General features: G+C 42.9%; 19 protein-coding genes. 9 read left to right on the top strand and 10 right to left on the bottom strand.

Features of this window, described 5'->3' with window-relative positions:
• Positions 1-236: 236 nt before the first annotated feature.
• Positions 237-1,973: a thiamine pyrophosphate-dependent enzyme gene (locus tag PQ469_RS05160; RefSeq protein WP_274211981.1), complete on the bottom strand. Its 1,737-nt coding sequence runs from the start codon at positions 1,971-1,973 to the stop codon at positions 237-239.
• A 94-nt stretch (positions 1,974-2,067) separates the two neighbouring features.
• The gene (locus tag PQ469_RS05155) at positions 2,068-6,330 is read right to left on the bottom strand and encodes a hybrid sensor histidine kinase/response regulator (protein WP_274211980.1); all 4,263 of its coding nucleotides are present in this window, start codon (positions 6,328-6,330) and stop codon (positions 2,068-2,070) included.
• A gap of 211 nt (positions 6,331-6,541) precedes the next feature.
• Here PQ469_RS05155 and PQ469_RS05150 point away from each other — a divergent pair, with 211 nt between their 5' ends.
• Together PQ469_RS05150 and PQ469_RS05145 are read left to right on the top strand one after the other, a co-directional pair.
• Complete coding sequence (locus PQ469_RS05150; RefSeq protein WP_274211979.1) at positions 6,542-6,859, top strand: hypothetical protein; 318 nt, start codon at positions 6,542-6,544, stop codon at positions 6,857-6,859.
• A gap of 126 nt (positions 6,860-6,985) precedes the next feature.
• Complete coding sequence (locus PQ469_RS05145; protein WP_274211978.1) at positions 6,986-7,381, top strand: energy transducer TonB; 396 nt, start codon at positions 6,986-6,988, stop codon at positions 7,379-7,381.
• 58 nt (positions 7,382-7,439) lie between these two features.
• On the opposite strand, the gene PQ469_RS05140 is transcribed toward PQ469_RS05145, so the two are convergent.
• Both PQ469_RS05140 and PQ469_RS05135 read right to left on the bottom strand, forming a co-directional pair.
• Positions 7,440-8,171, bottom strand: coding sequence for a LytR/AlgR family response regulator transcription factor (locus PQ469_RS05140; RefSeq protein ID WP_090651348.1), 732 nt, complete (start codon positions 8,169-8,171; stop codon positions 7,440-7,442).
• Positions 8,146-9,279 carry a sensor histidine kinase gene (locus PQ469_RS05135; RefSeq protein ID WP_274211977.1) on the bottom strand — a complete coding sequence of 378 codons (1,134 nt, stop codon included), beginning with the start codon at positions 9,277-9,279 and terminating at the stop codon, positions 8,146-8,148. The genes PQ469_RS05140 and PQ469_RS05135 overlap by 26 nt, the downstream gene beginning before the upstream one ends.
• A gap of 240 nt (positions 9,280-9,519) precedes the next feature.
• Between PQ469_RS05135 and PQ469_RS05130 the strand changes: the two genes are divergently transcribed.
• Complete coding sequence (locus tag PQ469_RS05130; protein WP_274211976.1) at positions 9,520-9,831, top strand: hypothetical protein; 312 nt, start codon at positions 9,520-9,522, stop codon at positions 9,829-9,831.
• 565 nt (positions 9,832-10,396) lie between these two features.
• Here the strand turns inward: PQ469_RS05130 and PQ469_RS05125 are convergent.
• From PQ469_RS05125 to PQ469_RS05115, 3 genes are all read right to left on the bottom strand, one after another.
• Positions 10,397-11,314 (bottom strand): helix-turn-helix domain-containing protein, encoded by a 918-nt coding sequence (locus PQ469_RS05125; protein ID WP_274211975.1) that lies wholly within the window; start codon positions 11,312-11,314, stop codon positions 10,397-10,399.
• 9 nt (positions 11,315-11,323) lie between these two features.
• Positions 11,324-13,399 carry a (E)-4-hydroxy-3-methylbut-2-enyl-diphosphate synthase gene (gene ispG / locus PQ469_RS05120; RefSeq protein WP_274211974.1) on the bottom strand — a complete coding sequence of 692 codons (2,076 nt, stop codon included), beginning with the start codon at positions 13,397-13,399 and terminating at the stop codon, positions 11,324-11,326.
• A gap of 140 nt (positions 13,400-13,539) precedes the next feature.
• Entirely contained in the window at positions 13,540-14,151 is a 612-nt protein-coding gene (locus PQ469_RS05115; RefSeq protein ID WP_274211973.1) for an RDD family protein, read from the bottom strand.
• A gap of 242 nt (positions 14,152-14,393) precedes the next feature.
• Here PQ469_RS05115 and PQ469_RS05110 point away from each other — a divergent pair, with 242 nt between their 5' ends.
• The 4 genes from PQ469_RS05110 to PQ469_RS05095 all read left to right on the top strand — a co-directional run bounded on the left by PQ469_RS05110 (position 14,394) and on the right by PQ469_RS05095 (position 17,146).
• A complete protein-coding gene (locus tag PQ469_RS05110; RefSeq protein WP_147053016.1) occupies positions 14,394-14,960 on the top strand; it encodes a pentapeptide repeat-containing protein in 567 nt (188 codons plus the stop codon).
• 42 nt (positions 14,961-15,002) lie between these two features.
• Positions 15,003-16,001 carry a M23 family metallopeptidase gene (locus PQ469_RS05105; RefSeq protein ID WP_274211972.1) on the top strand — a complete coding sequence of 333 codons (999 nt, stop codon included), beginning with the start codon at positions 15,003-15,005 and terminating at the stop codon, positions 15,999-16,001.
• Positions 15,998-16,762 (top strand): DUF4846 domain-containing protein, encoded by a 765-nt coding sequence (locus tag PQ469_RS05100; RefSeq protein ID WP_274211971.1) that lies wholly within the window; start codon positions 15,998-16,000, stop codon positions 16,760-16,762. The genes PQ469_RS05105 and PQ469_RS05100 overlap by 4 nt, the downstream gene beginning before the upstream one ends.
• 120 nt (positions 16,763-16,882) lie before the next feature.
• On the top strand, positions 16,883-17,146 hold the full coding sequence (locus PQ469_RS05095; protein ID WP_274211970.1) for a hypothetical protein: 264 nt from the start codon (positions 16,883-16,885) through the stop codon (positions 17,144-17,146).
• Between the two features lie 160 nt (positions 17,147-17,306).
• Here PQ469_RS05095 and PQ469_RS05090 read toward each other — a convergent pair whose 3' ends face one another.
• A complete protein-coding gene (locus PQ469_RS05090) occupies positions 17,307-18,326 on the bottom strand; it encodes an aldo/keto reductase (RefSeq protein ID WP_274211969.1) in 1,020 nt (339 codons plus the stop codon).
• Positions 18,327-18,609: 283 nt separating this feature from the next.
• Here PQ469_RS05090 and PQ469_RS05085 point away from each other — a divergent pair, with 283 nt between their 5' ends.
• Together PQ469_RS05085 and PQ469_RS05080 are read left to right on the top strand one after the other, a co-directional pair.
• Complete coding sequence (locus PQ469_RS05085; protein WP_274211968.1) at positions 18,610-18,936, top strand: hypothetical protein; 327 nt, start codon at positions 18,610-18,612, stop codon at positions 18,934-18,936.
• Positions 18,937-18,982: 46 nt separating this feature from the next.
• Entirely contained in the window at positions 18,983-20,608 is a 1,626-nt protein-coding gene (locus PQ469_RS05080) for a mechanosensitive ion channel family protein (protein WP_274211967.1), read from the top strand.
• Positions 20,609-20,719: 111 nt separating this feature from the next.
• Here PQ469_RS05080 and PQ469_RS05075 read toward each other — a convergent pair whose 3' ends face one another.
• Positions 20,720-21,700: an acyl-ACP desaturase gene (locus tag PQ469_RS05075; protein ID WP_090653297.1), complete on the bottom strand. Its 981-nt coding sequence runs from the start codon at positions 21,698-21,700 to the stop codon at positions 20,720-20,722.
• A gap of 62 nt (positions 21,701-21,762) precedes the next feature.
• Positions 21,763-22,785, bottom strand: a complete 1,023-nt coding sequence (locus tag PQ469_RS05070; protein ID WP_274211966.1) for a glycoside hydrolase family 5 protein — start codon at positions 22,783-22,785, stop codon at positions 21,763-21,765.
• Between the last annotated feature and the right edge of the window lie 153 nt (positions 22,786-22,938).

The following is a 22,938-nucleotide window of genomic DNA, read 5'->3' as shown; positions in this document are numbered from 1 at the left end:
CGCCTAAATTGCGCTATCAGTTTAATGTCAACCATGATTAAATATAAAATATTGAATATCAGATATTTATAATATTTTATCTAAAAAGTGTTAAGTTATGTTAACCCAATCAGATGCGCCCTGGGGATTGATTTAATGTTGATTTAAATCGTGTTTATTAATTTAAGCTGGAAGCTTAAATTAAGCCTTACCACGGGTTACGCTTCGCTAAACCCGCGGCAGCTTGTTTTAAAACGTTACAACAAATCCTTCAGATGTTTATAGTTGGCCTTAACGGTGTCCAATACCTCGTCCATATGGCCGTTAAGCATTAGTTTGGTCATGGAAACCGCCATGCCTGCAACCTGTTTCAGTTCAATTTTCGGCGGCATGGCCAGGGCATTAGGGTCGGTAAAAACGTTTAACAACGCGGGGCCGTCAAAAGCAAGGGCATCACTTACAGCCTGTCTTACCTCGCCGGGTTCGGTAACGGTGAAGCCTTTAATGCCCATAGCCTGGGCAACCAGTGCAAAATCGGGGTTGTACATATCGGTTTGCCAATCGGGCAGGCCGGCAACTTCCATCTCCAGCTTTACCATGCCCAATGAGCGGTTATTAAAAACTACAATTTTAACCGGTAATTTATACTGAACGATTGTTGCCAGATCGCCCAAAAGCATCGAGAGGCCGCCATCGCCGCAAAGTGCTATCACCTGCTGCCCTGGCCGCGAAAGCGCCGCGCCTATGGCCTGGGGCATGGCATTGGCCATCGATCCGTGGTTAAAGGAACCTATCATTTGTCGCTTGCCAGTAGCATTAATATAACGCGAGCCCCATACGCACGACATCCCCGTATCTACCGTAAAAATCGCATCCTCGGCGGCGAGTTTATCCAGTACATGAGCCACAAACTCGGGGTGAATTTTGTCGGTTTCGCCGCTATCGTCAACATAAGTTTGCATTTTATCTTTAACATCGGCATACACTTTTAGCTGGGCCTGCAAGAAGATGTCATCTTGTTTTTGGGCGATGAGGGGCAGCAGCGCTGTTAAAGTATCTTTCACAGTTCCGCATAAACCAATATCAACTTTGGCGCGGCGGCCAAGCCGTTCGGGCTTAATATCTACCTGCACTATTTTACAATCTGCAGGCATAAATGGTGTATACGGAAAATCGGTGCCCAGTAGTATCAGCAGGTCGCACTCATGCATGCTGTGGTAGGCCGATGGCAGGCCAAGCAGGCCCGTCATGCCCACTTCATTAGGATTATCATACTGGATATCCATTTTAGCACGAAACGAATAGGCAACCGTAGCATTCAGTTTTTGCGATAACTCCACCACTTCGTCATGCGCGTCGGCAGCGCCGATACCGCAAAATATAGTAATTTTATTATTACGGTTAATTAATTCGGCCAGCTGCTGCAAATCGGCATCTGTAGGGCGGATAATAGGAGCCGGATTAAAGTTTTGGATTGATGTTTCGATATCAACGGCATCCATGCCGGATAAATCGCCCGGCAGGCCAATTACGGCAACACCCTTTTGATGCAACGCGCTTTGGATACCGGCCTGCAGCATGCGCGGCAATTGTTTTGGCGTGGTGACTATCTGGTTATAGTAACTACAATCATCAAACAGCTTAATAGTATTGGTTTCCTGGAAATAGTTTGTACCAAACTCAAAACTGGCAATTGTTGACGCAATGGCTATAACGGGCGCGCCCGAGCGGTGGGCATCATATAATCCGTTTATCAAATGTACATGACCTGGCCCGCTGCTGCCTGCACAACAGGCAAGGCCGTTCAGCTGTGCTTCGGCACCGGCAGCGTAGGCGCCGGCTTCTTCATGTCGGACGTGGACCCACTGAATGCTGCCTTCGCGCCTTACGGCATCATTTACTTCGTTAAGGCTATCGCCTGTTACCGCGTAAATTCTTTTGATGCCGGCATCTACCAGCATCTTTACCAATTGGTCTGCAACTTTTTTTGCCATTGTAATTTTGATTATCTCCGTATAGCTTAACCAAATTACAAGGCAAGGGTTTTCAGTTTATCCCTTATTGCAAATAAAATATTTTAAAGTGCCGTTAGGCTTTTTGTTTATAAGCCACCGAAACATTTTTTAACTTCTCTATAATTTCGTTCAGTTTCATCGGCTTTGCTATGTAATTATCCATACCGGCCTGCAGGCAAATTTCTTTATCTTCGGCCATGGCATTAGCCGTCATGGCTATTATATAAGGCTGCGGCCTGCCGTTTCTCCGGATATGGGAAGTTGCTTCAAGCCCGTCCATGCCGGGCATTTGGATATCCATTAATACTACATCAAAATCATTTTTCTCCATTTCATTCAAAACTTCAATACCATTTTGAACCATTTCGGGCATATAGCCCAGCTTATTTAAAACACGCTGTATCAACTTTTGATTTACAGGATTATCTTCGGCAACAAGTATTTTAAGCGGGTTTTCCGTTGCAAAATCAACCGAAAGCATTTGTTTACTTTTATCTTCAAACAACGGGTTGTTATTATTTAAATTTAAAGCTACCTGCAGGCTGCTAAATAAGTACTGCTGCTTGACAGGTTTTGTCAAAATGGCCGCGAATAATCCCGGGAACTTCTTTCTGCTCTCGTCGCCTATCGAGCTGAGCATAATAACAGGTATTAGCGGATTAATACTTTTTACCGCTTTGGTTAGGCCTACTCCGTCCATTTCGGGCATCTCCATATCCGTTATAACCAGTTGTATGCTATTTTCTGTTAATAATTGGTCAAGGGCATCTTTGGCCGAAGTAGTTGCTGTAACCTTCATACCCCAGTTTTCGAGCTGGTTTTTCAAAATTTTAAGGTTTGTTTTATTGTCATCAACAATCAATACCCGCCCCCCCTTAAAACCCACGGTAGTATACATATCGTCGCGGGGTGCTTTGGCATTACTTACCCCGGCGTTAATGGTAAAATTAAAAACCGAGCCTTCTGACGGCAGGCTTTGAACCCAGATTTCGCCGCCCATAAACTCAACCAGCTTTTTGCTGATTACCAAACCAAGCCCGGTACCCCCATATTTGCGCGTGGTTGAAGAATCAACCTGGCTAAAAGGTTTAAATAAATTTGATAACTTATTTTCCGGAACTCCAATACCGGTATCCTTCACGCTAAAACCAATTGGTATGTTACCCTCGTGAGGTTTAGAGGCAGCAAATACCCTTATAAATATTTCTCCTTTCTCGGTAAATTTGATGGCGTTACTCACCAGGTTTATCAATACTTGTTTAAGCCTAAGCTCATCGCCTACAATACATGCCGGTACATCTGTATCTATTTCATAAATTAAATCAATATGTTTTTCGGCAATTTTGGTCGAGAACACATCCATCACATTTTCTATGCTTTTGCGAAGCACAAAATCCTCATGTTCAATTTCAATTTTTCCCGATTCTATTTTAGAAAAATCAAGGATGTCATTAATCACATTCAACAAGCTTTCGCCGCAATTGATAATCGTATCGGTATACTCGCGCTGCTCGCTGTCAAGGTTGGTTTCGGCCAGTAATGATCCCATTCCTATTACACCATTCATTGGTGTGCGTATTTCATGGCTCATGGTGGCCAGAAAAGTACTTTTTGCCAGGTTGGCTTTTTCGGCTTCTTCGCGGGCCAGGTGCTCCTGGTGTTTTTGTTCGGTAAGCTGCTGGTTAAGTATTTTCAGGTCATCGGCCTGCTCAAGCAGTTTATCTGATTTGATGGTCAATTCAGTATTTAGCGAATGTAATTCTTCTGATTGTGCCTGCAGTTCCTCGGCCTGTGCCTGTAACGCTTCTGATTGCGTTTGCAGTTCTTCGGCCTTATTGGCAATATCGGCAGTCCGTTCTTTAACCTGCTTTTCAAGCTCTGTTTTTTGCTTGTTGATACCGTTGATACGGTGGCGGTAATAGGAATAAATACCAACAATAAAAGTTAGTCCGGCCAAAATCCGGAACCAAAGCGTTTGCCAGTACGGAGGCTTAATAATAACTTGAACCGAAGCAGTTTTGGGGTTCCAAAAGCCATCGTTATTTGACGCTTTTACCCTAAACGTATACGTACCTGGGTCAAGGTTGGTATAAGTGGCTTTTTTTGTAGCATCGGCATTTGTCCAACTGGTATCAAATCCTTCCAGCTTATAAGCATAGTTGTTATTTTCGGGGATTACATAATTTAACGCGTTAAATTCAAACGTAAGTGAAGTTTGCCGGTAGTTTAAATGCAGCTGCTTTGTTAAAGAGATATCGGTTTTTAATATCGAATCCTTTTGCCCCGGAACAATAGTTTTATTAAAAACTTGAAGCCCGGTAATAAAAACTGGCGGAAGAAAGGTGTTGATTTTGATATTTTTAGGATAAAAAGTGGTAAGCCCTTTGGTGCCGCCAAAAAACATTTCGCCATCTTTTGCCCTTAAAAACGAATTGGATTCAAATTCAATCCCCTGCAGGCCATCATGAATATTAAATTTTTTGTAGGTGTGCTTATCCGGATTAAACATAGACAGGCCATCATTTGCGGATACCCATAGGTTGCCAAATTCATCTTCGGTTATGCCTTTAATCACATCATCAAGCAGCCCTGGCTGTTGGCTGTAAGGTGCAAACACATTTTTTTTTGCATCAAAAAGATACAAGCCTGTTTGACCTATCCACAAACGCCCTTTATGGTCGGTAAATATTACCCTTATATCGGGTTTCCTGGCAAATTCATTAAAATAGTGCGAGAAGCGCCTGCTTTTTAAATTATAGCAGTTTAAGCCACCATCGTCGCCGCCAAACCAAACATTGCCGGCTTTATCCTGGTTAATTACAAACACGTTATTGCCCAGGAAGCTGGTAACCCCATCGGGATCTTTGGTAACACGCCTGAATTGGTGAGTTTTAGCATTCAGCAGGTTAAGGCCCCCGCCAAAAGTGCCCACCCACAGGTTGCCCTCGCTATCCTGGAATGTTTTAAATACCATATCCGAACTAATGGTTGTTTTGTCATTCGGATTATTTTTAAAACGGGTAAACCTGGTGCTCCCCGGGCGGAGCAGGTTTAACCCGCCGGCCCAGGTACTTATCCATAGGTTTTTATCCAGGTCTTCGGTAATATCAAGCACTGCGTCCGAGCCAATGCTGGCCGGGTCGGCCTCGTTATATCTGAAATGTTTAAACGATGCTTTTTCCCTGTTAAAAAGGTTTAACCCACCCCCATCGGTGCCAATCCAGATATTGCCCCTCCTATCTTCACAAAACGATTTAACATCGCTAAAACTTAAACTATTGGGATCTTTTTCCTGCCGGTAAACGTTAAACCTGTTGGCAGCAGGCGTGTATAAGCTAATGCCTCCACGGCCCGTACCAACCCATAAGTTGCCCTGGTTATCCTCAAATAAACCCGATGCCGAGGTTTGTGCAAGGCTTGTCGGGTCGTAAAACTTATGGGTATAGTGATAAAAGCTGTCATCAGCCGGATTATAAAGATTAAGCCCTTCGTTTATCGTACCTATCCAAACATGGCCTTCGTGATCAATGAGCAAACCGGAAAGCGCTATCTCGTTACCCGATAGGCTACCCGCCTCGCCGGTGATATGTTGATACTGTTTAAAGGAACCATTTTGCGGATCGAAAACCAGCACCCCCGCGGTTTTAGTGGCCAGCCAAAGTTTGCCATCCCGGGCCAGCTGCATTGATTGTATATTGTTAGCCGCGGATCCGAACTTGTTTTTTATCAGGTTAAATTTTCTGGCAGAGTGGTTGTAAACATTTAAACCAGAATCAGTTGCTATCCAAAGCCTGTTCTGCCTGTCTTCTAAAATATAATGAACGGCTCCTGCACTAATGCTGTTGCCATCCTTCTTGCTGTGGGCAAAATGTAAAAACTGTTTTGTTTGACGGTTAAAAATATCAAGACCACCATCTTCAGAAACCACCCATAAAACATGCTGTGTATCTTCAAAAATGCAGGCAATCATGCTTCCGCTAACGCTATTCTTATCTGTAACATCATGAGTGTAACGTGTAAATGAATTGCTATATGGGTTAAAGCTATTGAGCCCGTTTGCAGTTCCAATCCATAAAATTTTATTGCTGTCTTCGTAAATATACTTGATCAGGTTGTCACTCAAACTATGATTATCGCCCGGTATGTTGCGATAAACAATCATTTGTTGCCCATCATAACGGTTTAAGCCATCCTGTGTACCAAACCACATAAAACCCCGGCTGTCCTGCCACGTTGCAAAAACATAACTGTTTGATAAGCCTTGCTCGATACTAATTTGCTTGAATTTTATTTCGGGCGCTTGTGTTTTACCATCTGTTGGATATAAAAGACACACAAGCACTGCAATCCCAGAAACCCAACATGTAAACCATCTGTGCGGTTTAATCATCACTATATAAAAATTGGTTTAGCTATATACTTTTTTATACGATTGCTTTTAAGTAAAGTTGGCATTAAGTAACATTTTATATATTTATTAAAAAATTGATTCATAGGCATATATCCATATTAAAATCTGTTCATATTATTGCATTAATAAAACCCTTATGGCACGCATAGTTATTATAGCTTACAAACCAAAGCCCGGCAAAGCACTGGAGTTGAAAGAACTCACCAAAACCCATGTACCGCGTTTAAGGGCCGAAGGACTTGTTACTAACCGTGAAGCTGTAATTATGGAAGCCGTTGATGGCACCGTGATAGAAGTTTTTGAGTGGTTATCGGCCGATGCCATCAGGAAAGCGCATGCCAACCCTGTTGTACACCAGTTGTGGGCCGAGTATGCAGAGGTATGCGACTATGTAAAACTAAACAGCCTTGCCGAGGCCGGCAACATGTTTGCAGAATTTAACGCAGTTGATTAACCAGCTAAATAACATACTATCCAATTAAACAAATTACCCGTATGCCAACAAAGCGCGTGTTTTGTTGTTATGGTAGGGTTTTACAGATAAAATATCAATGCAGAATTTACTTTAATACCAGTGAATATGAAATTTAACCTTGCGCCAATCATCACAATTTTTACCTTTTGTCTTATAGCGCAAAACTCATTTGCCCTTGTACAAAAGGATACAGTTAAAACCAACACCGTTACAGTGGCACCAGTTGAAGTGTTGCCGCAATTTCCAGGCGGGCAAGAAAAGCTTACCGCGTTTATTAAATCGAAATTACACCCTGTAAAAGGTGCATCAGGCAAAGTTTTAGTTTATTTTGTTGTGGAGAAGACCGGAAAACTAAACCATATTAAAGTAATTAAAGGGCTGAGCGCCGAGGCCAATAAAGAGGCGGTACGTGTTATCAAACTTTCGCCCAAATGGAAGCCTGGCTCACAAAACGGCGTTGCGCGCAGGGTAGCCTATACCACGCCGGTTACTTTCAGTTAAAAGCTGGTTCATGACAGGCTTTATTAGCGCCGGTAGTCAATACAAAAGTGTGATACCCTTATCTAAAATGAAAATTATCGGCCTTTAACCGCTTCTGCATTTCCTGTTTATAGTTGCGGCCAATGGGCAATTCGTGCCCGTTCACTTCTACACTGTAGGCGTAAAAGGAACTGATATGCGCAATGGCTATAATAAAAGACCGGTGCGCACGCACAAACTTATTTTCAGGCAACATCCCTTCCAGCAGGCTTATTTTTTGTTTGCTGATATAAGCGTTACCCGTAGTTATTACCTTAACATAATCACGCAAACTTTCCACCCATAAAATATCGTTTACATTTATTTTAATGGTTTTACGTTCAACCTTCAGGTACAGGAATGCCTCGGTATCGCCAACGTTTTTTTCATAGTTGTCGCCTGCGCTGGCTTTGTTGCCATTAAGCTGGTAAACCTTATCAATAGCGCGCATAAACCTGTCAAGCGGTATGGGCTTAACCAAATAATCAACCACATTTAACTCAAAGCCATCAAGGGCATACTGGCTGTAGGCGGTGGTAAAAATAGTTTTGGGTGGATTTTTAAGGGTCTTTAAAAAATCAATACCTGTTATTCCAGGCATCTGAATATCTAAAAACATTAAATCAACAGTTTTTTGCTGCAACAACTGGAAGGCCTGGATGGCGTTACTACATTTACCTACAATCTCCATATCATCAAAGTTGCGCAGGTAATTCTCCATCACTTCAATGGCATAAGGCTCGTCGTCAACTATGAGTATACGCAATTTCATGAGTGTTTATTTTAGATGGGCTTTGAGGTGCAAAATTAAGCCTGAGATCGAGCACGGCCAGAAAAGTATCATTGTCATCCATTATTTTAAGACTGTGGGTGATTGGGTATATCAGTTCAAGCCGTTTCCTAAGGTTTTGCAGCCCGATGTTGCCGGTTTTGCCGGCACCTTTATTTGCGCCCGCTGCTTTACTGTTTGATATTTTGAGCTTAAGCTCATCGCGCATAACATATAAATTGATGTTAATCCACGCATCGCCCATTTGCTCGCCGGCACCATGTTTAAACGCATTTTCAACAAGGGGCAACATTAGCAATGGAGCTATCAGCTTTCCATCAGTATCGCCATAAATATTAAAATTGATATCCAGCCTATCTTCATAACGCAGTTTTTCAAGGCTTATAAACTGTTGCAGCATTGTAATCTCCTGGCTTAACAATACCTCGCCGGTATTACATTCATATAACATGTAACGCAGAATATTACTCAGGTTAAGGATCAGCTGCGGCGACTTTGCAGATTGGTTTAAACTTAAAGCGTAAAGATTATTTAGCGTATTAAATAAAAAGTGAGGGTGTACCTGCGCTTTCAGCGCATTTAGTTCTGCCTGTAAAGTAGCCTGTTTACGCTTATACCACATTTTAAAAAGCTTAATGGCCAATACAAAGCCTATTACCAGGTTGGTGCCTTTTAATGCGTTGATCATGTTTTGTAAATCGAACAGCTTCACTAAAAACGGCCGCCGTGAGGCTTCAAAATAGTCGCCTTCGGTAAGGTGCATCATACGAATGGTATAGGGCGTTACAAACAAAATACCAACAATGCGGGTAACAACAACCGACAATACAAACACCCCCAATGCCAGTAAACAAAACTTCAGGTACTTGCCCGGGAACAGGTATTTAGGGATAAGCCAGCCAGCTATAGCGTAATAGTAGGCTATCTGGATAGACATAAAAATAAAATTGTTACGTAGCGATACCATGAAATTGGTTGGTACCGAATACATCAGTGTTATGATAAAGCTCACGATTAGCCAAAACAATATGTGCTGCATGGGCCTTGGCATTTTAAATTGGGCAACATCAAAATCGGCAAGCTGTTTCATATAGCTAAATTACTTATAGTCAATCAAAAGGATGAACCATTTAGTACACTCATCGACGGATGACACGCCGGCGTCGACAAAACGCATTTCAACAGGTTTATCCGGCATGTTTTTGCACATTAATGCAATTTATGTATGCCACAAGGCTGTTTGTATCCGGTATCCTGCTATATGACGCTATTGGTTTATAAAGTGTTACCCGGCCTGTAATTTAGTTACCAGATTTAAAAAATAAACGACATGAAAAAGACCATATTAACACTTGCCATTATTTGTATGGCGGCTGCAGGCAGCATAGCCCAAACAAAAATCAATAACACCGCTACCTGGGTTGTGGAAAGCAACATTAACAACCCGGGCATCCAAACGGTAAGGTTTTATAATAATGATAAGCACCTTATTTACAGCGAAACCATTAAAGCCCGTATAAATGTGAGCAACAAAAAAGTACAACAAAAGCTCAATAGCATGCTGGACCTTTTAATGACAACTGGCAAACCAATAAGCGACGGCAACATGCTTGCTGCATCCTTCAAAGTAAAAAAGAGCTAAACGTGAAAAACAGAATTGAGGGGTGTTCATTTGCACTAAATCAAAAATTATATAAAGATGCTTTTTAATTATACTCAGGGGAGCGCGAGGTGACCCTGTTTATTTTTACAGATGCCATCAATTAAACAAAAAAGGCAAACTTGTTATAAGTCTGCCCCTTTTTTATGTACCAATATATAGTGAAGCCTTTTAACGGCTGCTTGTTTTTGTAGTGTTTGTTACCTATAGTTCTTAATTATCTGATGCCTTAATATATAAACCGCTGTCCCAACAGGATATCGGCTTTCAGCCTTGAGCATTGTGCTTTAAGCTTTACTATTACCTGTAAATGATAGTTAATATCTGGTAAGTACCAAAGTACAATTGCAGTAACCTGCTTTTTATGAGTTCGATGTTTTCCTTTTTCATGACCGTATTGTTTGATTGACATATCAAAGGTACTGCGCTTAGCAGGGCGCATCAATCTCAATAAATCGGTTTTAACAACCAATTTTTCCTGAGGCCGGTTATTACCGTCAGCCGATAGTCATAACGGTGATTTGGGCAAGATAAATTGGAGAGGATTTTATTGAAGCTGCTTAAACTCCGAAGGATTATTACCTGCAAAACGTTTGAAAAAACGGCTGAAATGCGAACTGTTATCAAAGTTCAGCCGCTCGGCAATTTCTTTGATACTCAAACCGGATGACGAGAGCAGGTATTGCGCCTCCAGGTACATCCGGTTATGGATAACATGCAGGGCATTTTGGCCAGTCTCGGCCTTTACAATTTCCGTTAAATATTTTGCTGAAATAAACAAGGCATCGGCATATTCCTGCACCGTTTTAAGGGTGAGAAACTGATCCTCCACCAGTTTTTTAAATTTATAAACCAGCTGATATTGTTTGCTAAGGTGGCGGGTTGAATGCAGCAGGCAGTTTTCGCAAGCCCGGTTCATTTCGTAAAGCAAATCCGTTAACAGCAATCGTAGGATGGGTAAGTGAAAAGCGCCTTTATCCCGACTTTCGTCGCTTATTTTTTCGTAAAGGGCTTTTAGCGAAGCGCAGCTTTTTTGCGACAGGCCATAGATTGGCGGATAATCGGGATTTACTTCCAGCAGGTTATCCAGTATGTTTTCTTTAAGCAGGTTATTGGTCAGGAATTCTTTTTTAAATAACACCTCGTACAATAACAAATCGGGCGAGGCATCTTCATAGGAAGTTATAAACTGGGGCGATACCAGGTGGATGGAATTGGTATACACCTCGAACACAAAATGGCCGATTGTTTTTTTACAGCTGCCCCTTAAACATAAAATCACCGAGTAATAATCTGTTTTAACAGGCAGGCCATGTGTAAGCCCCGGTTGATTATTGAGCACTGCAAAATCGTCCTGGTTCCAGCCATCGTTAATAATTCCAAAATCGGGCGCATGATCACCTGCCGATGCCAGGTGCTTTTTTAGCGTTGATGGGATATCTAAAACGGTGATCTTATCGCTCATACATTAGGTTTATTCCTGCTCAACCCAGTTACCGTCGTCTTTAATGATGCCTATAAGCTCATCTAAAGCGTTTGCTGCGCTGATGTTTTTCTTTACGGCTTCTTTACCACGGTAAAGGGTGATTTTATCTGTGCCCGAACCAACATAGCCATAATCAGCATCCGCCATTTCGCCGGGACCATTTACGATGCAGCCCATAATACCAATCTTCAAGCCTTTAAGGTGACTTGTGCGGCTGCGGATCATCTGCGTAGTAATCATCAAATCAAACAAGGTACGCCCGCAGCTTGGGCAACTGATATATTCTGTTTTGGAAATACGTGAACGCGTAGCCTGCAAAACACCAAAGGCGGTAGAAGTGATCACTTTGGTATCAACCTCAGGTGCCTCAATCCAGATACCGTCACCAAAGCCATCAACTAACAAAGCGCCAAGGTCGGTGGCGGCGTAGAGCTGCAGTTTAGATGTGAGATTTGAGATTTGAGATCTGAGATCAGCTTCACTTTCGGACTTTCCGACTTCCGGACTTTCGGACTCAAATGCATAACTCCTTTTCACAATCACCGGCACATCCAATCCCAGTTCTTCCATTTTGAAGAAGAAGCTGCGTTGATCGGCCATACCATGCAGGGCGTTGGTTTCTAAAACAAACACCAGCGAATTATCAAACGGTAACGAGCCAAATTCTTCCGAATCAATATCTTCCGGAAACAGCGTCACCAGGTTTAACACTGACGTTTTGTTGGTGGCCCCGATATATTCTTTCAGTGTAAATAATGGATGACAAAGGGTTTTATCGGCCAGTTTTAACCAGGTTTGGTAGTTATACAACTGCTTTAAGTTACCGGGTAGGTTAAACGACGGTAACTCATCAGCCAGGTAAACAAAATCAACCGACTGCTCGGCCATGTTATATTTATCCAGCAAGGGCGAGTAGATATAACCGGCATCGGCCATAATACCCGGATCTTTCAGGTTCTTTTTTGACAGATCAAGCACCACCCTTGGCACCATATGCCCGCCAATGAAAGCATTAGCTTCGTAGGTGTGGCGTTTTTTGTATTCGTAGGGATTATGGGTTTGAGGCGAAAGGTGAAAGGTGAAAGGTGAAAGGTTCTTATCGGTAATATTCTCATTGCCTTTTGCCTTTAACCTTTCGCCTTTAACCTCCTTCTCCCTCAAAGAGTAGCGCTTCACCAACTCGATAGCCACGGGCGCTTCTGCCTCAGGTTCTTCGGTTAATGATACGCGGACGGTATCGCCAAGGCCATCTTCCAATAAGGTGCCTATACCTACGGCTGATTTTATGCGGCCGTCTTCGCCGTCGCCGGCTTCGGTTACGCCAAGGTGCAGGGGATAGTTCATGCCTTCGGCAACCATGGTTTCAACTAACAAACGATAGGCCTGCACCATTACCTGCGGATTGCTCGATTTCATGCTGATCACCAAATTATAATAATTCAGCGTTTCGCACATGCGCATAAACTCCATAGCCGATTCAACCATCCCTTGCGGGGTATCGCCATAACGGCTCATGATCCTGTCGCTTAAACTACCGTGGTTGGTGCCAATGCGCATGGCGGTGCCATACTCTTTACAGATGTTTACCAGCGGCGCAAACTTTTGGTAAATGCGTTCCAGTTCGCCCTGGTACTCCAGGTCGGTATAATCAATCTGGTCGAATTTCTTTTTATCGGCATAGTTGCCTGGGTTAACGCGTACTTTTTCGACAATACGGGCGGCCACTTCTGCGGCGTTTGGTGTAAAGTGGATATCGGCCACCAAGGGTACATTGTAACCACGGGCGCGAAGCTGTTTTTTTATCTCGGCCAGGTTTTTGGCCTCTTTAATGCTGGGCGCGGTAATGCGCACGTACTCGCAGCCCGCATCAACCATACGGATAGATTGCTCAACGGTACCCATGGTATCCATGGTATCGGTAGTGGTCATGCTTTGTATGCGGATGGGGTTATTGCCGCCCATGGGCACATCGCCAATATTTACCTCGCGGGTAACAAAACGCGAATATTGGGTTAACGAATTACAATAACGGCCTTGCAGCAATTTAACAGCATCAGTATTCATGCAGCGGATAATTAATAAGCTGCAAATTTAACGATTATGTTGGGGAATAAGTTGTTTGGACGTAAATGATAAATTAATGGGCGGTTAAGTTATGGTGAGGATAAAATTTATATTTTAGGGGGCGAACCAATGCCCCTCCCTCAAAACAACCTCTCCTTAATCACCAGCGTGCCGGCCATCATATCATGTAAACATTGCTGTTTCTTGTTAAAAAAGGCCAGCAGGTAGCCGATAAAAAACGTAAGTACCGAAAATATTTTGCACAGGTTACGGGTTACGGCTTTACCAAAAGTAATGCGTTCGCCATTCATGTCAACCACTTTTATTTTAAGCATCTGCTTGCCGTAGGTGGCCTGGTTGCCCGAGCTCTCCATCACCATATGGTAAATAATTTTGGCAAATGGTACGCAGGCCAATAAGCCAAAGCTGGCAGCCATACGCGTTTCTTTATCCTGCAATATCAATAATACCACCACAAAAATAACCACCACAAATGCGCCGAAAACGATAAACCAATCTAAAAACGAAGCCAGCAATCGCTGGTCGAAACTGCCGAAATATTGCATAAGCAGGGCGGGTTTGGCAAAGCCGAAAAGGTCCCGCAGTTCGGCAATTTCCTGGGCTTCCTTGTAATCGGGCATTTCGGGCGTTTTTACAAAGTCGGCAGGTTTTATTTTTCTGGCTTTTAGTTCATCAATACTGAAAGGCCCTTCGGGCTTACCATTGATCACTAAAATGTAGTTTGGATGCATGTGCAGGAGCTTTTCTGTTAAGAATACTTTTGGTGCGAAAAGTTACAAATAAATTAGTATCAAGTAGCAAGTATCAAGTATCAAGACTTTTAAAAAGTATTGTCATTTAATTCAATTTTCCCCATCAAGCACCTTGCATTTTATTTAAGATTTTGCGCTCGGATATCCAAAAAAATCTTGATACTTGATACTTCTCAAGATACTTCTCAAGATACTTGATACTAAATACTTGCTACTATCCTATGCATTACGAGGACGAAACATTTACCAAAGCCCCTGCCGCGCAGCTTACGGGGCGCAACCATACGTACGAAAATTGTAAGTTCATCAGCTGTGATCTGTCGCATGCCAACCTGTACGGTTTGGTTTTTATCGACTGTGTATTTGATGGCTGCAACCTGGCGCTGGCCGATGCCACTGATACAGGCTTTCAAAACATCAGGTTTAAAGATTGCAAACTAAGCGGACTAAACTTTGGCAAAGCCCGCGACTTTCTGTTCGAGGTGTACTTTGAGAACTGCATTTTAGATAACGCCATCTTCTACAAAAAGAAAAACAAAAAAGGCCGGTTTACCGATTGCTCTATGACGGAGACCGACCTCACCGAAGCAGATTTAACTGAAGCTAAATTCATCAACTGCAACCTTAACCGGGCCTTTTTCAGCCGCACCATATTGAAGGGGGCCGACCTGCGCAGCTCCTACAACTACACCATCGACCCGGATGATAATATGATTAAAAAAGCCATGTTCTCGCTCCACGGTTTGCCTGGCCTGCTGGCCAAATACGATATTAAAATTGAGGGATAATATTCTGGCAGATATTTAGTTATATCTTTCGAGATAAACCTTATGCGAAAAATTGTATTGTTTGTTGGATTACTTTTGTATTGGTATTGCGGTTTTGCGCAAACACATGATACAACTGAATTAAGATACAAATTAACCAGTTGCTGGGCGCGTGAAATAGATACGATGGCCTACCCATCGTTAGTACTTGCCCCTGCAAGGAAACGCAAAAGTGTGTTCCGCAATCCGTGGAACATTCAAAAGATTTCATTTAATTTGGGGGAAGTCAAAAATTACGACCCCTACCCTGTTATATCAGTGCAAGAGGAACAATATGCCGAACGGATGGATACTATTCCAGTTTATCGGAATTTTGACAATCTCAACACCAAAGTTTTGCGTGGAGGCGTAAAAAAAGAGGAAGTTCAAAAAGCTGTCAAACAGCTGACGCACCATATTACACAATGGCTTCTTTTGCGCAGCCAGATAGATGAGTTAAATGACACGTGGATATTTCCGTTAAAGGGATACAATTACCATGCGATTGGAGGCAATGGCGATGGCTATTCAGATAAAGGCTACCATTACCTTGATGGCAACAAACACGGTGCTCACCCCGCACATGATATATTTATAAATGATAAAAACCAGGATTGTATCGACGACCACTCTCATAAACCGGTAGATGTACTTGCCATAGATCACGGTATTGTGATCGCCTGCAGCAACACATGGGAGACCAATAGCGATCTTCGTGGTGGGAAATATATCTGGATCTACCATTTTGTTTATGGTTCCCGTAAAAATGGAAATGCCTCAATGGAAGATTTTTTCGCGAGATCAGGAGTAATTACCTATTACGCACATAACAGTAAAATTTTTGTGTCTCCTGGACAAGAAGTTAAACCCGGCCAAAAAATAGCCGAAGTTGGCCGCACCGGCTACAACGCTTATAAAAAACGCTCGCCAACACATTTGCATTTTTCGGCATTCAGGCTGGTTGATGATATCCCTGTGCCTTTTAACCCCTATCAGCAATTAAAAAAAGCTAAAACATTATGAGAGTTATTTTAATGCTCATGGTATTGGGGTTGATGAGCAGCCCGGTAAAAACCGACAATGTTATTACCCGTTTTAAGCCCCCTGCTGGTTATAAACAAAGTGCAGTGTCACCCGGTAGCTTCAGTGCCTGGCTGCAGACGGTACCGCTTAAACCTTACGGGTCGCAATGCCTCACCTATCAAGGTAAGGTGGCCCGCACCGAAGCTTATACTGCGGGCATAGTTGATTTGAGCGTTGGCCAGTACGACCTGCAGCAATGCGCCGATGCTGTGATGCGCCTCCGCGGCGAGTACCTATATAGCCAAAAGAAGTACGATAAAATCTCCTTCAACTTTACCAGTGGTTTCCGTTGCGATTTTGTGCATTATGCCAATGGCTACCGTTACAGTAATGATCATTGGATACTGAAAGCAAAAAAAGACTATGGCTACGATAACTTTATGCGGTATATGACCCTGGTATTTAGTTATGCCGGCACCCTATCGCTGCAAAAAGAATTAAAAACCGTAAGTAATCCATCATCCTTAAAAACAGGCGATGTGTTTATTAAAGGCGGTTCGCCGGGGCATTGTTTTATAGTGATGAATGTGGTAGAAGATGCGGCCCATCATAAAAAATTCCTGCTGGCACAAAGCTATATGCCTGCGCAAAGCATCCAACTGCTCCAATACCAGGAAAACCCCTGGTTTAGCCTTGATGAACCAGCCTACATCCTTTATGGCGAATTGGTAAGTCCCGGATATTTAAAACGTTTTGAGTGATCATGGTCATTTATTAGTGTATATCCCGGCTGTACTTTTACACGCACTATTAAGGCAATTGCATTTGCAAAAAAGGGGCATGTGTATTGCTATTGAATGTACAGTTAACTAATAATGATCATGAGAGATTTTTTTATAAACGGCCTGCATGTTTTTGTTATTGTAATTGTGGGTGGTTTCTTCATATTCGGGACCATGGCATTAATGGGTAAGTTTGATCATTGGGATTCGCGTTTTATCAAAAAAGCACAACATGCTTTCAATCGCCTAAGGCGCTACCTCGACCGGAAACACACCAGGCAACAAGATGAAAACGTCGATGTGCGTCGTGAGCACCATGCACATCACGAAACTCATACAAACGACAATGAAACCATTAAGTAACCCCATGCTATATTATAAATACCACTAAATTATGGGATTACGAACAATTTAAATATTGAACACTGAATGCCCAATATCGAATAATGAAGGAAAAACTTCGATGTTGGACATTCAAAATTTATTATTCGATATTATTTGGCCATCTGTTTTTGTTAACCTACTACCTTTTCTCCACCTTGTCATAAAACCCGCCAAAGCTGTTATTTTTAACTGCTTCTTCGTTAAAAAAATCGCCGGGGAAACCTAATTCAATGGCGCTGGCATCACTCAGGCGTTTCATCTGATCTGCGTTTAAAACTACATCAACGGTTTTTAAATTATCAAACAACTGATCTACCTTGGTGGCGCCCACAATTGGGATACACGAAAAATATTGCTGGCGGGTCCAGTTCAGGGCAACGTGGCTTTCGGATACGCCCAGTTCGGCGGCAACTTCCATCACTACTTTTGTAATCTTTTCGGCGCGGGCATTCAGCCGGTTACTTTCGGGTTTTATGCGGCCTTTATCACCTTTTAAATATTTACCGGTAAGCGCACCTCCGGCAAGCGGGGCCCAGGGGGTAACCGTCATCCCAAAATGTTTGGCCATCGGTATCAGCTCGCGCTCCGCTGTGCGGGCAAGCAGGCTGTACTCAACCTGTAAAGCTATAAACTGACTCCAGCCCATCAGTTCGGCCAGGGTATTGCCTTTGGCTACCACCCATGCGGGCGTATCGCTTATAGCGGCATAGGTAATTTTACCTTGTTTTATCAGGTCGTCCATGGCGCGCAGCACCTCGTCAATGGGGGTAATATTATCCCATATATGCAGGTATAAAACATCAATAAAATCAGTTTTAAGGCGCTTCAGGCTTTCCTCTACACTACGCATCATGTTTTTACGGCTGTTGCCCGATGCGTTCGGATTGGTTACGTTATCTTTTAGGGTATACTTTGTTGCCAGCACAAAATAATCCCGGTCGTGATTGCTCATATAATCGCCTATGATATTTTCGCTGGTGCCCAGCTTGTAAACATTGGCGGTATCCAAAAAATTGCCTCCTGCGTTGGCGTAGGCATCCATAATGGCAAAACTGGTTGCCGCATCGGCACCCCAGCCGCCTTCGGTACCGAAACCCATAGTGCCCAGGCACAGTTCAGAAACTTTAAGGCCCGACCGGCCGAGTAATTTGTAGTTCATAGGAGATGATGTTAATAGTTCAATTGCAGGGCGGTCAGACTCACCCGACATCGCTGCACTCGTCACCCTCTCTTCTGCTGCGCAGGAAAGAGGGCCTTGAAAGTTTGCTTATATTGTTATTAATTCTTTTAACATTGTTCAAGCCCATCTTTCCACCGCAGGTGAAGAGAGAAGCGTGCCCCAGCGCAGCGTCGGGCGGGTGAGTATAACCGCCTTCCTTAACCTGGATGCTCAAACAATAACAAAAGTGCTTTGTAATATTAAACAATACAAATGTATTACCATGAAAATTATAACACTCCACGTCCCAATACATATTCACGAGTTATTTAACATATTGCAGCATAAGCTTAACACGCTTTTTCACGAACGCAGGCAGGTTGATATTAATTTTACCATTAACGGGCATAATGATGTTATTGAAATAAGTCAGCCCGATTTGTACCAAGGTGTTTTGTTTAAGCTGGAAATAGTTGATCACGAACTGCATATTACCCGTAATGAGCATTATGTGGATGATGTAAATTCGCTCACGGTGGAATCTATCCTGAACGACCTGTTTGCCGATGTGGCTGGCAAGTACGGCACCGACCTTGTACAGGAAGGCTAAGCGAAAATTTGAAATATAATTTTTAGCTTTAACAGAAAAACTACCTATGCGTAATATTTGGTACCTGTTGATCTGTTTTTTATTAACATCTGTCAACCTGAACGCGCAAGCGCCTGTTAAAGCCAAAGGCCCGGCCACTGCGCCTTTGCGGGGCGAGCCTGTTATCATTAAGCGCGATACGCTGTTTAAATTTTATGCCGGCCAGGGCTTGTTTAACGTGCAGGAACGTGCCGCCATAGTTACCAAACGGATAGAGGCCCTTGTAGCACGGATGGATTTTAATCCCGATTCGCTCACTTTAAAAAACGACAGCACATTATCGGTTATTTATTATAACTCGCAAATTGTGATGGCCGTAAATAACCAGGACGCTACTTTTACCGAGCTTAACCGCCCGCAACTTGCCGCCAGCTATTTACTCATCCTTAAACAAAAACTGGGCAACTACTTTACCAATAATGGCACCCAACAGGTTATAGTTAATATTTTAGAAGCTATAGCCGTTATTATACTGTTAATAGCGCTTATTTGGGCACTATTTAAAGCCTCGCGATGGTTAAAGCTGAAACTATTAACGGCTTGGGAAACCCGGATGGATAAACTGGCATCGCAGGGCGCGCCCGTGGTTTACGCACACCGGCTGCTGCCCGTTATTACCGGCCTGCTGCGCATAGCACGCATCATTGTTATTATTATGCTGGTGTATCTTGCACTCCCGGTTTTGTTTTATATTTTCCCTTCGTCGAAACCAATATCGGTACAGTTGCTTGGCTATGTGATTACGCCGTTTAAAAGCATATTGCTTGCTATTGTGCATTATATCCCCAACCTGCTTACTATTGCGGTTATTTACCTGGTAACACGTTACATTGTTAAGCTGGTAAAATTTATAGCCAACGAAATAGCCCTGGGCAATTTTACTATCAAAGGTTTTTATGCCGAGTGGGCCATGCCAACCTATAACATCATCAGGGTGTTGCTTTTCGCATTTATGTTTGTGGTGATATTCCCTTATTTGCCAGGGTCTGATTCCAAAATTTTCCAGGGTGTTACTGTGTTCCTGGGAATATTGTTCTCGTTGGGGTCATCGTCGGCTATATCCAACATGGTAGCAGGAATTGTACTTACCTATATGCGCCCCTATAAAATTGGCGACCGCATAAAAGTAGGCGAAGTTATGGGCGATGTGGTAGAAAAAAACTTATTGGTAACGCGCCTGCGCACCATCAAAAATGAAGATATCACCATACCCAACGCCACTATATTAAGCGGCCACACCACCAACTATACAACCGTGGCTAATACAATGGGCCTGATATTGAACACCACAGTTACCATTGGTTACGATGTGTCCTGGCAAACGGTACATCATCTTTTAATCAGCGCAGCCGAAGCCACCGAAGGCATTATGGCCGATAAAAAACCTTTTGTACTGCAAACCGAATTAAACGATTTTAACGTGAGCTACCAGTTGAATGCATACACAGCCTTATCAAACCAAATGCCCGCCATCTATTCGCGATTACACCAAAACATACAGGACAAGTTTAACGAGGCGGGGGTCGAGATCATGTCGCCGCATTATACATCGTTACGGGATGGCAACCATATCCAGATTCCGGATGGCTATGTGGCCGACGGGTATGTTAAACCAGGGTTTAAGGTGGAGTAGGAATATTAAATGACAATGGGTCTTTTTGAAGGTAAATATTTTCAAACCACCCCCTAAACAAAAAAAGACGCATATAATGCGTCTCTTTAAAAATCTTATCGGTTTAAAAACTTATCCGTTTATCCAGCTAAACTTGTACTCCAGCATCGGGTTTTTCATCCTATCGGCAACGCGTAGTAAGCGGCCGGGCAGGTTCATGATATAATCGCGTGCTTTTTCGCCGCTTTCGTTAAGGTCGGTAACGCTTTCGATGTGCCAGTCTTCAATCAACTCTTTTAATATGTCAACATAATCAATTGCGGTGTAAATACCTAAACGCTGGGCGGCATCGGTAAAGTGGCCAAAAGTTTGGCCTATTTTTAAACCTACTTCGCGCAGGAAGTGGGCCGGCATTACAATTTTTTTGCGCATCATATCCTCAAAGGCTATCATGGCTTCGTTAGGGTCAACCTCAAATATTTTTTCGATAAAGTATTTGTAAGCCTTGGCGTGGCGGGCCTCATCGCCTGCAATTACACCACACATTTTTGACAATAAAGTATCGCCATCTTTTTTGGCCTGCGATGCTACACGCCTGTGCGATACATTGGTTGCCAGCTCCTGGAAAGAGGTATATATAAAGTTGCGGTACGGGTCGGTACCGGTGCCTATATCAAAACCATCGGCAATAAGGTATTGGGTAGATACCTCCATCATGCGCATATTAACACGGCCCGATAAATAAAGATATTTGTTAAGCAAATCGCCGTGGCGGTTTTCTTCGGCAGTCCAGTGGCGTGTCCATTTCATCCAGCCACCTTCTTCGTTTTTTGAAACACCATCAACCATGGTTAACCATGATTCGTAGGTTGGCAACGCTTCTTCTGTAATGGTATCACCTATCAATACCGCAATAAGGTCATAGCTTAATCCCTGTGCGCTTTCCTGCAGTTCTTTAATTTCGTTAAAGAAGGTATCTCTTGAAGAATCGGGTAAAAAATCTGAGGGCTGCCATATCGTATCAACAGGTTTTAAAAAATCATACATCTTTTCGAGCATGAATTTTTCAATGTGGCTCATTACTTCCCTGCGTTTTTCTACAAAAAATTCCATAACAAATTATTAGTGTTCAAAGGTAACATTTAAACCACAATAAAGTTACATCATTTTAAGGCTTAATAAGCTATTGCGTCTTTCATACACGCAGGCAAATTATCCATCGAGGGCTTGCCCGTGAATATCGAGAACGAATCATTATAGTCCCAAAGCATCCCTGGGATACCCAGCTTTTTTAGTGCCGCCCTTACCGCTTTAATATACCTGCAGCGGCTGTCTAAATCTGCGTATTTATTATATACGCCATACTCGCCGCAAATTATTGGTACGCCATATTTATCGCCCCAGGCCTTCACAATTTGCAGCTTATCATTTACCGACTGTTCGTTACCATCACGTTTATACATTTCGTGGTTGCTTTCGCCCGGCGTTCCTTTTGCCCTGGGATCAAGGGCTGGAAAATTTTCCGCACTATAAGGAAATGATACCCCGGTTGTGGCAACCTGGTTACCTACCCAACTGGCCCCCTGGTGGGTAAAAAAGAAAGGTTCGTAAAAGTGAAATGTGTATATAATGTTATCATCGGCAAGCCGCGCAAAGCGGCTTAACTCATATATACTGTTGTAGTTACTGGCACCTATGATAAATGTACGCGTTTTATCAACTTTTCGCAGTGCGGTTACGACGTTATATGCTACGTCTTTCCACACATCGGGGTTCATGTGGGGCGGCTCGTTGTATAACTCAAAAAACAGCTCGCCGGCATCGATATGTTTATACCTTTTGGCCAGTTTTGTCCACAAAGTGATAATTTTAACGGTTTCGGCATTGCCGTTTATATCATTTAAATTGCCATAATGGTAATCCAATACCAATTTAAATCCGTACCTATGGCATTGCTTAACTACGTTATCAATGTATTCCAATATTTCGGCAGCCGGCACGCCTGCAGATTCAAAATATGTAAAAGCTACCGGGAGCCTGATACTCCTAAACCCCAACCTTTTTATTAGTTTAAAATCGGTATCGTTTATAGCGCCCTGCCTCAATGAATTTTTATTCCAGGTTTGCTCGAGCCATGAAAAGCTAATGCCGTTGTTGAGGGTTGCGGCCCGTTTAAAGACCAGTGCACGCGCGTTCATATTTTTTGGACTGCTTTTTGCAATCGGGCATGTTGTTGCTATACATAATAATATTAACAAACAGTATAATAACCGCGTATAACACATAATTTTATTTTTCACAATAAAGCATTTACACCGATTAACTTAAAGCTTTTATTTTTGATCATAATT

It is taken from the genome of Mucilaginibacter sp. KACC 22773 (genome assembly GCF_028736215.1).
Classification (GTDB): Bacteria; Bacteroidota; Bacteroidia; order Sphingobacteriales; family Sphingobacteriaceae; genus Mucilaginibacter.
Note: the sequence above shows the minus strand (reverse complement) of the source record. Positions and strands in the feature narration are given on the sequence as shown.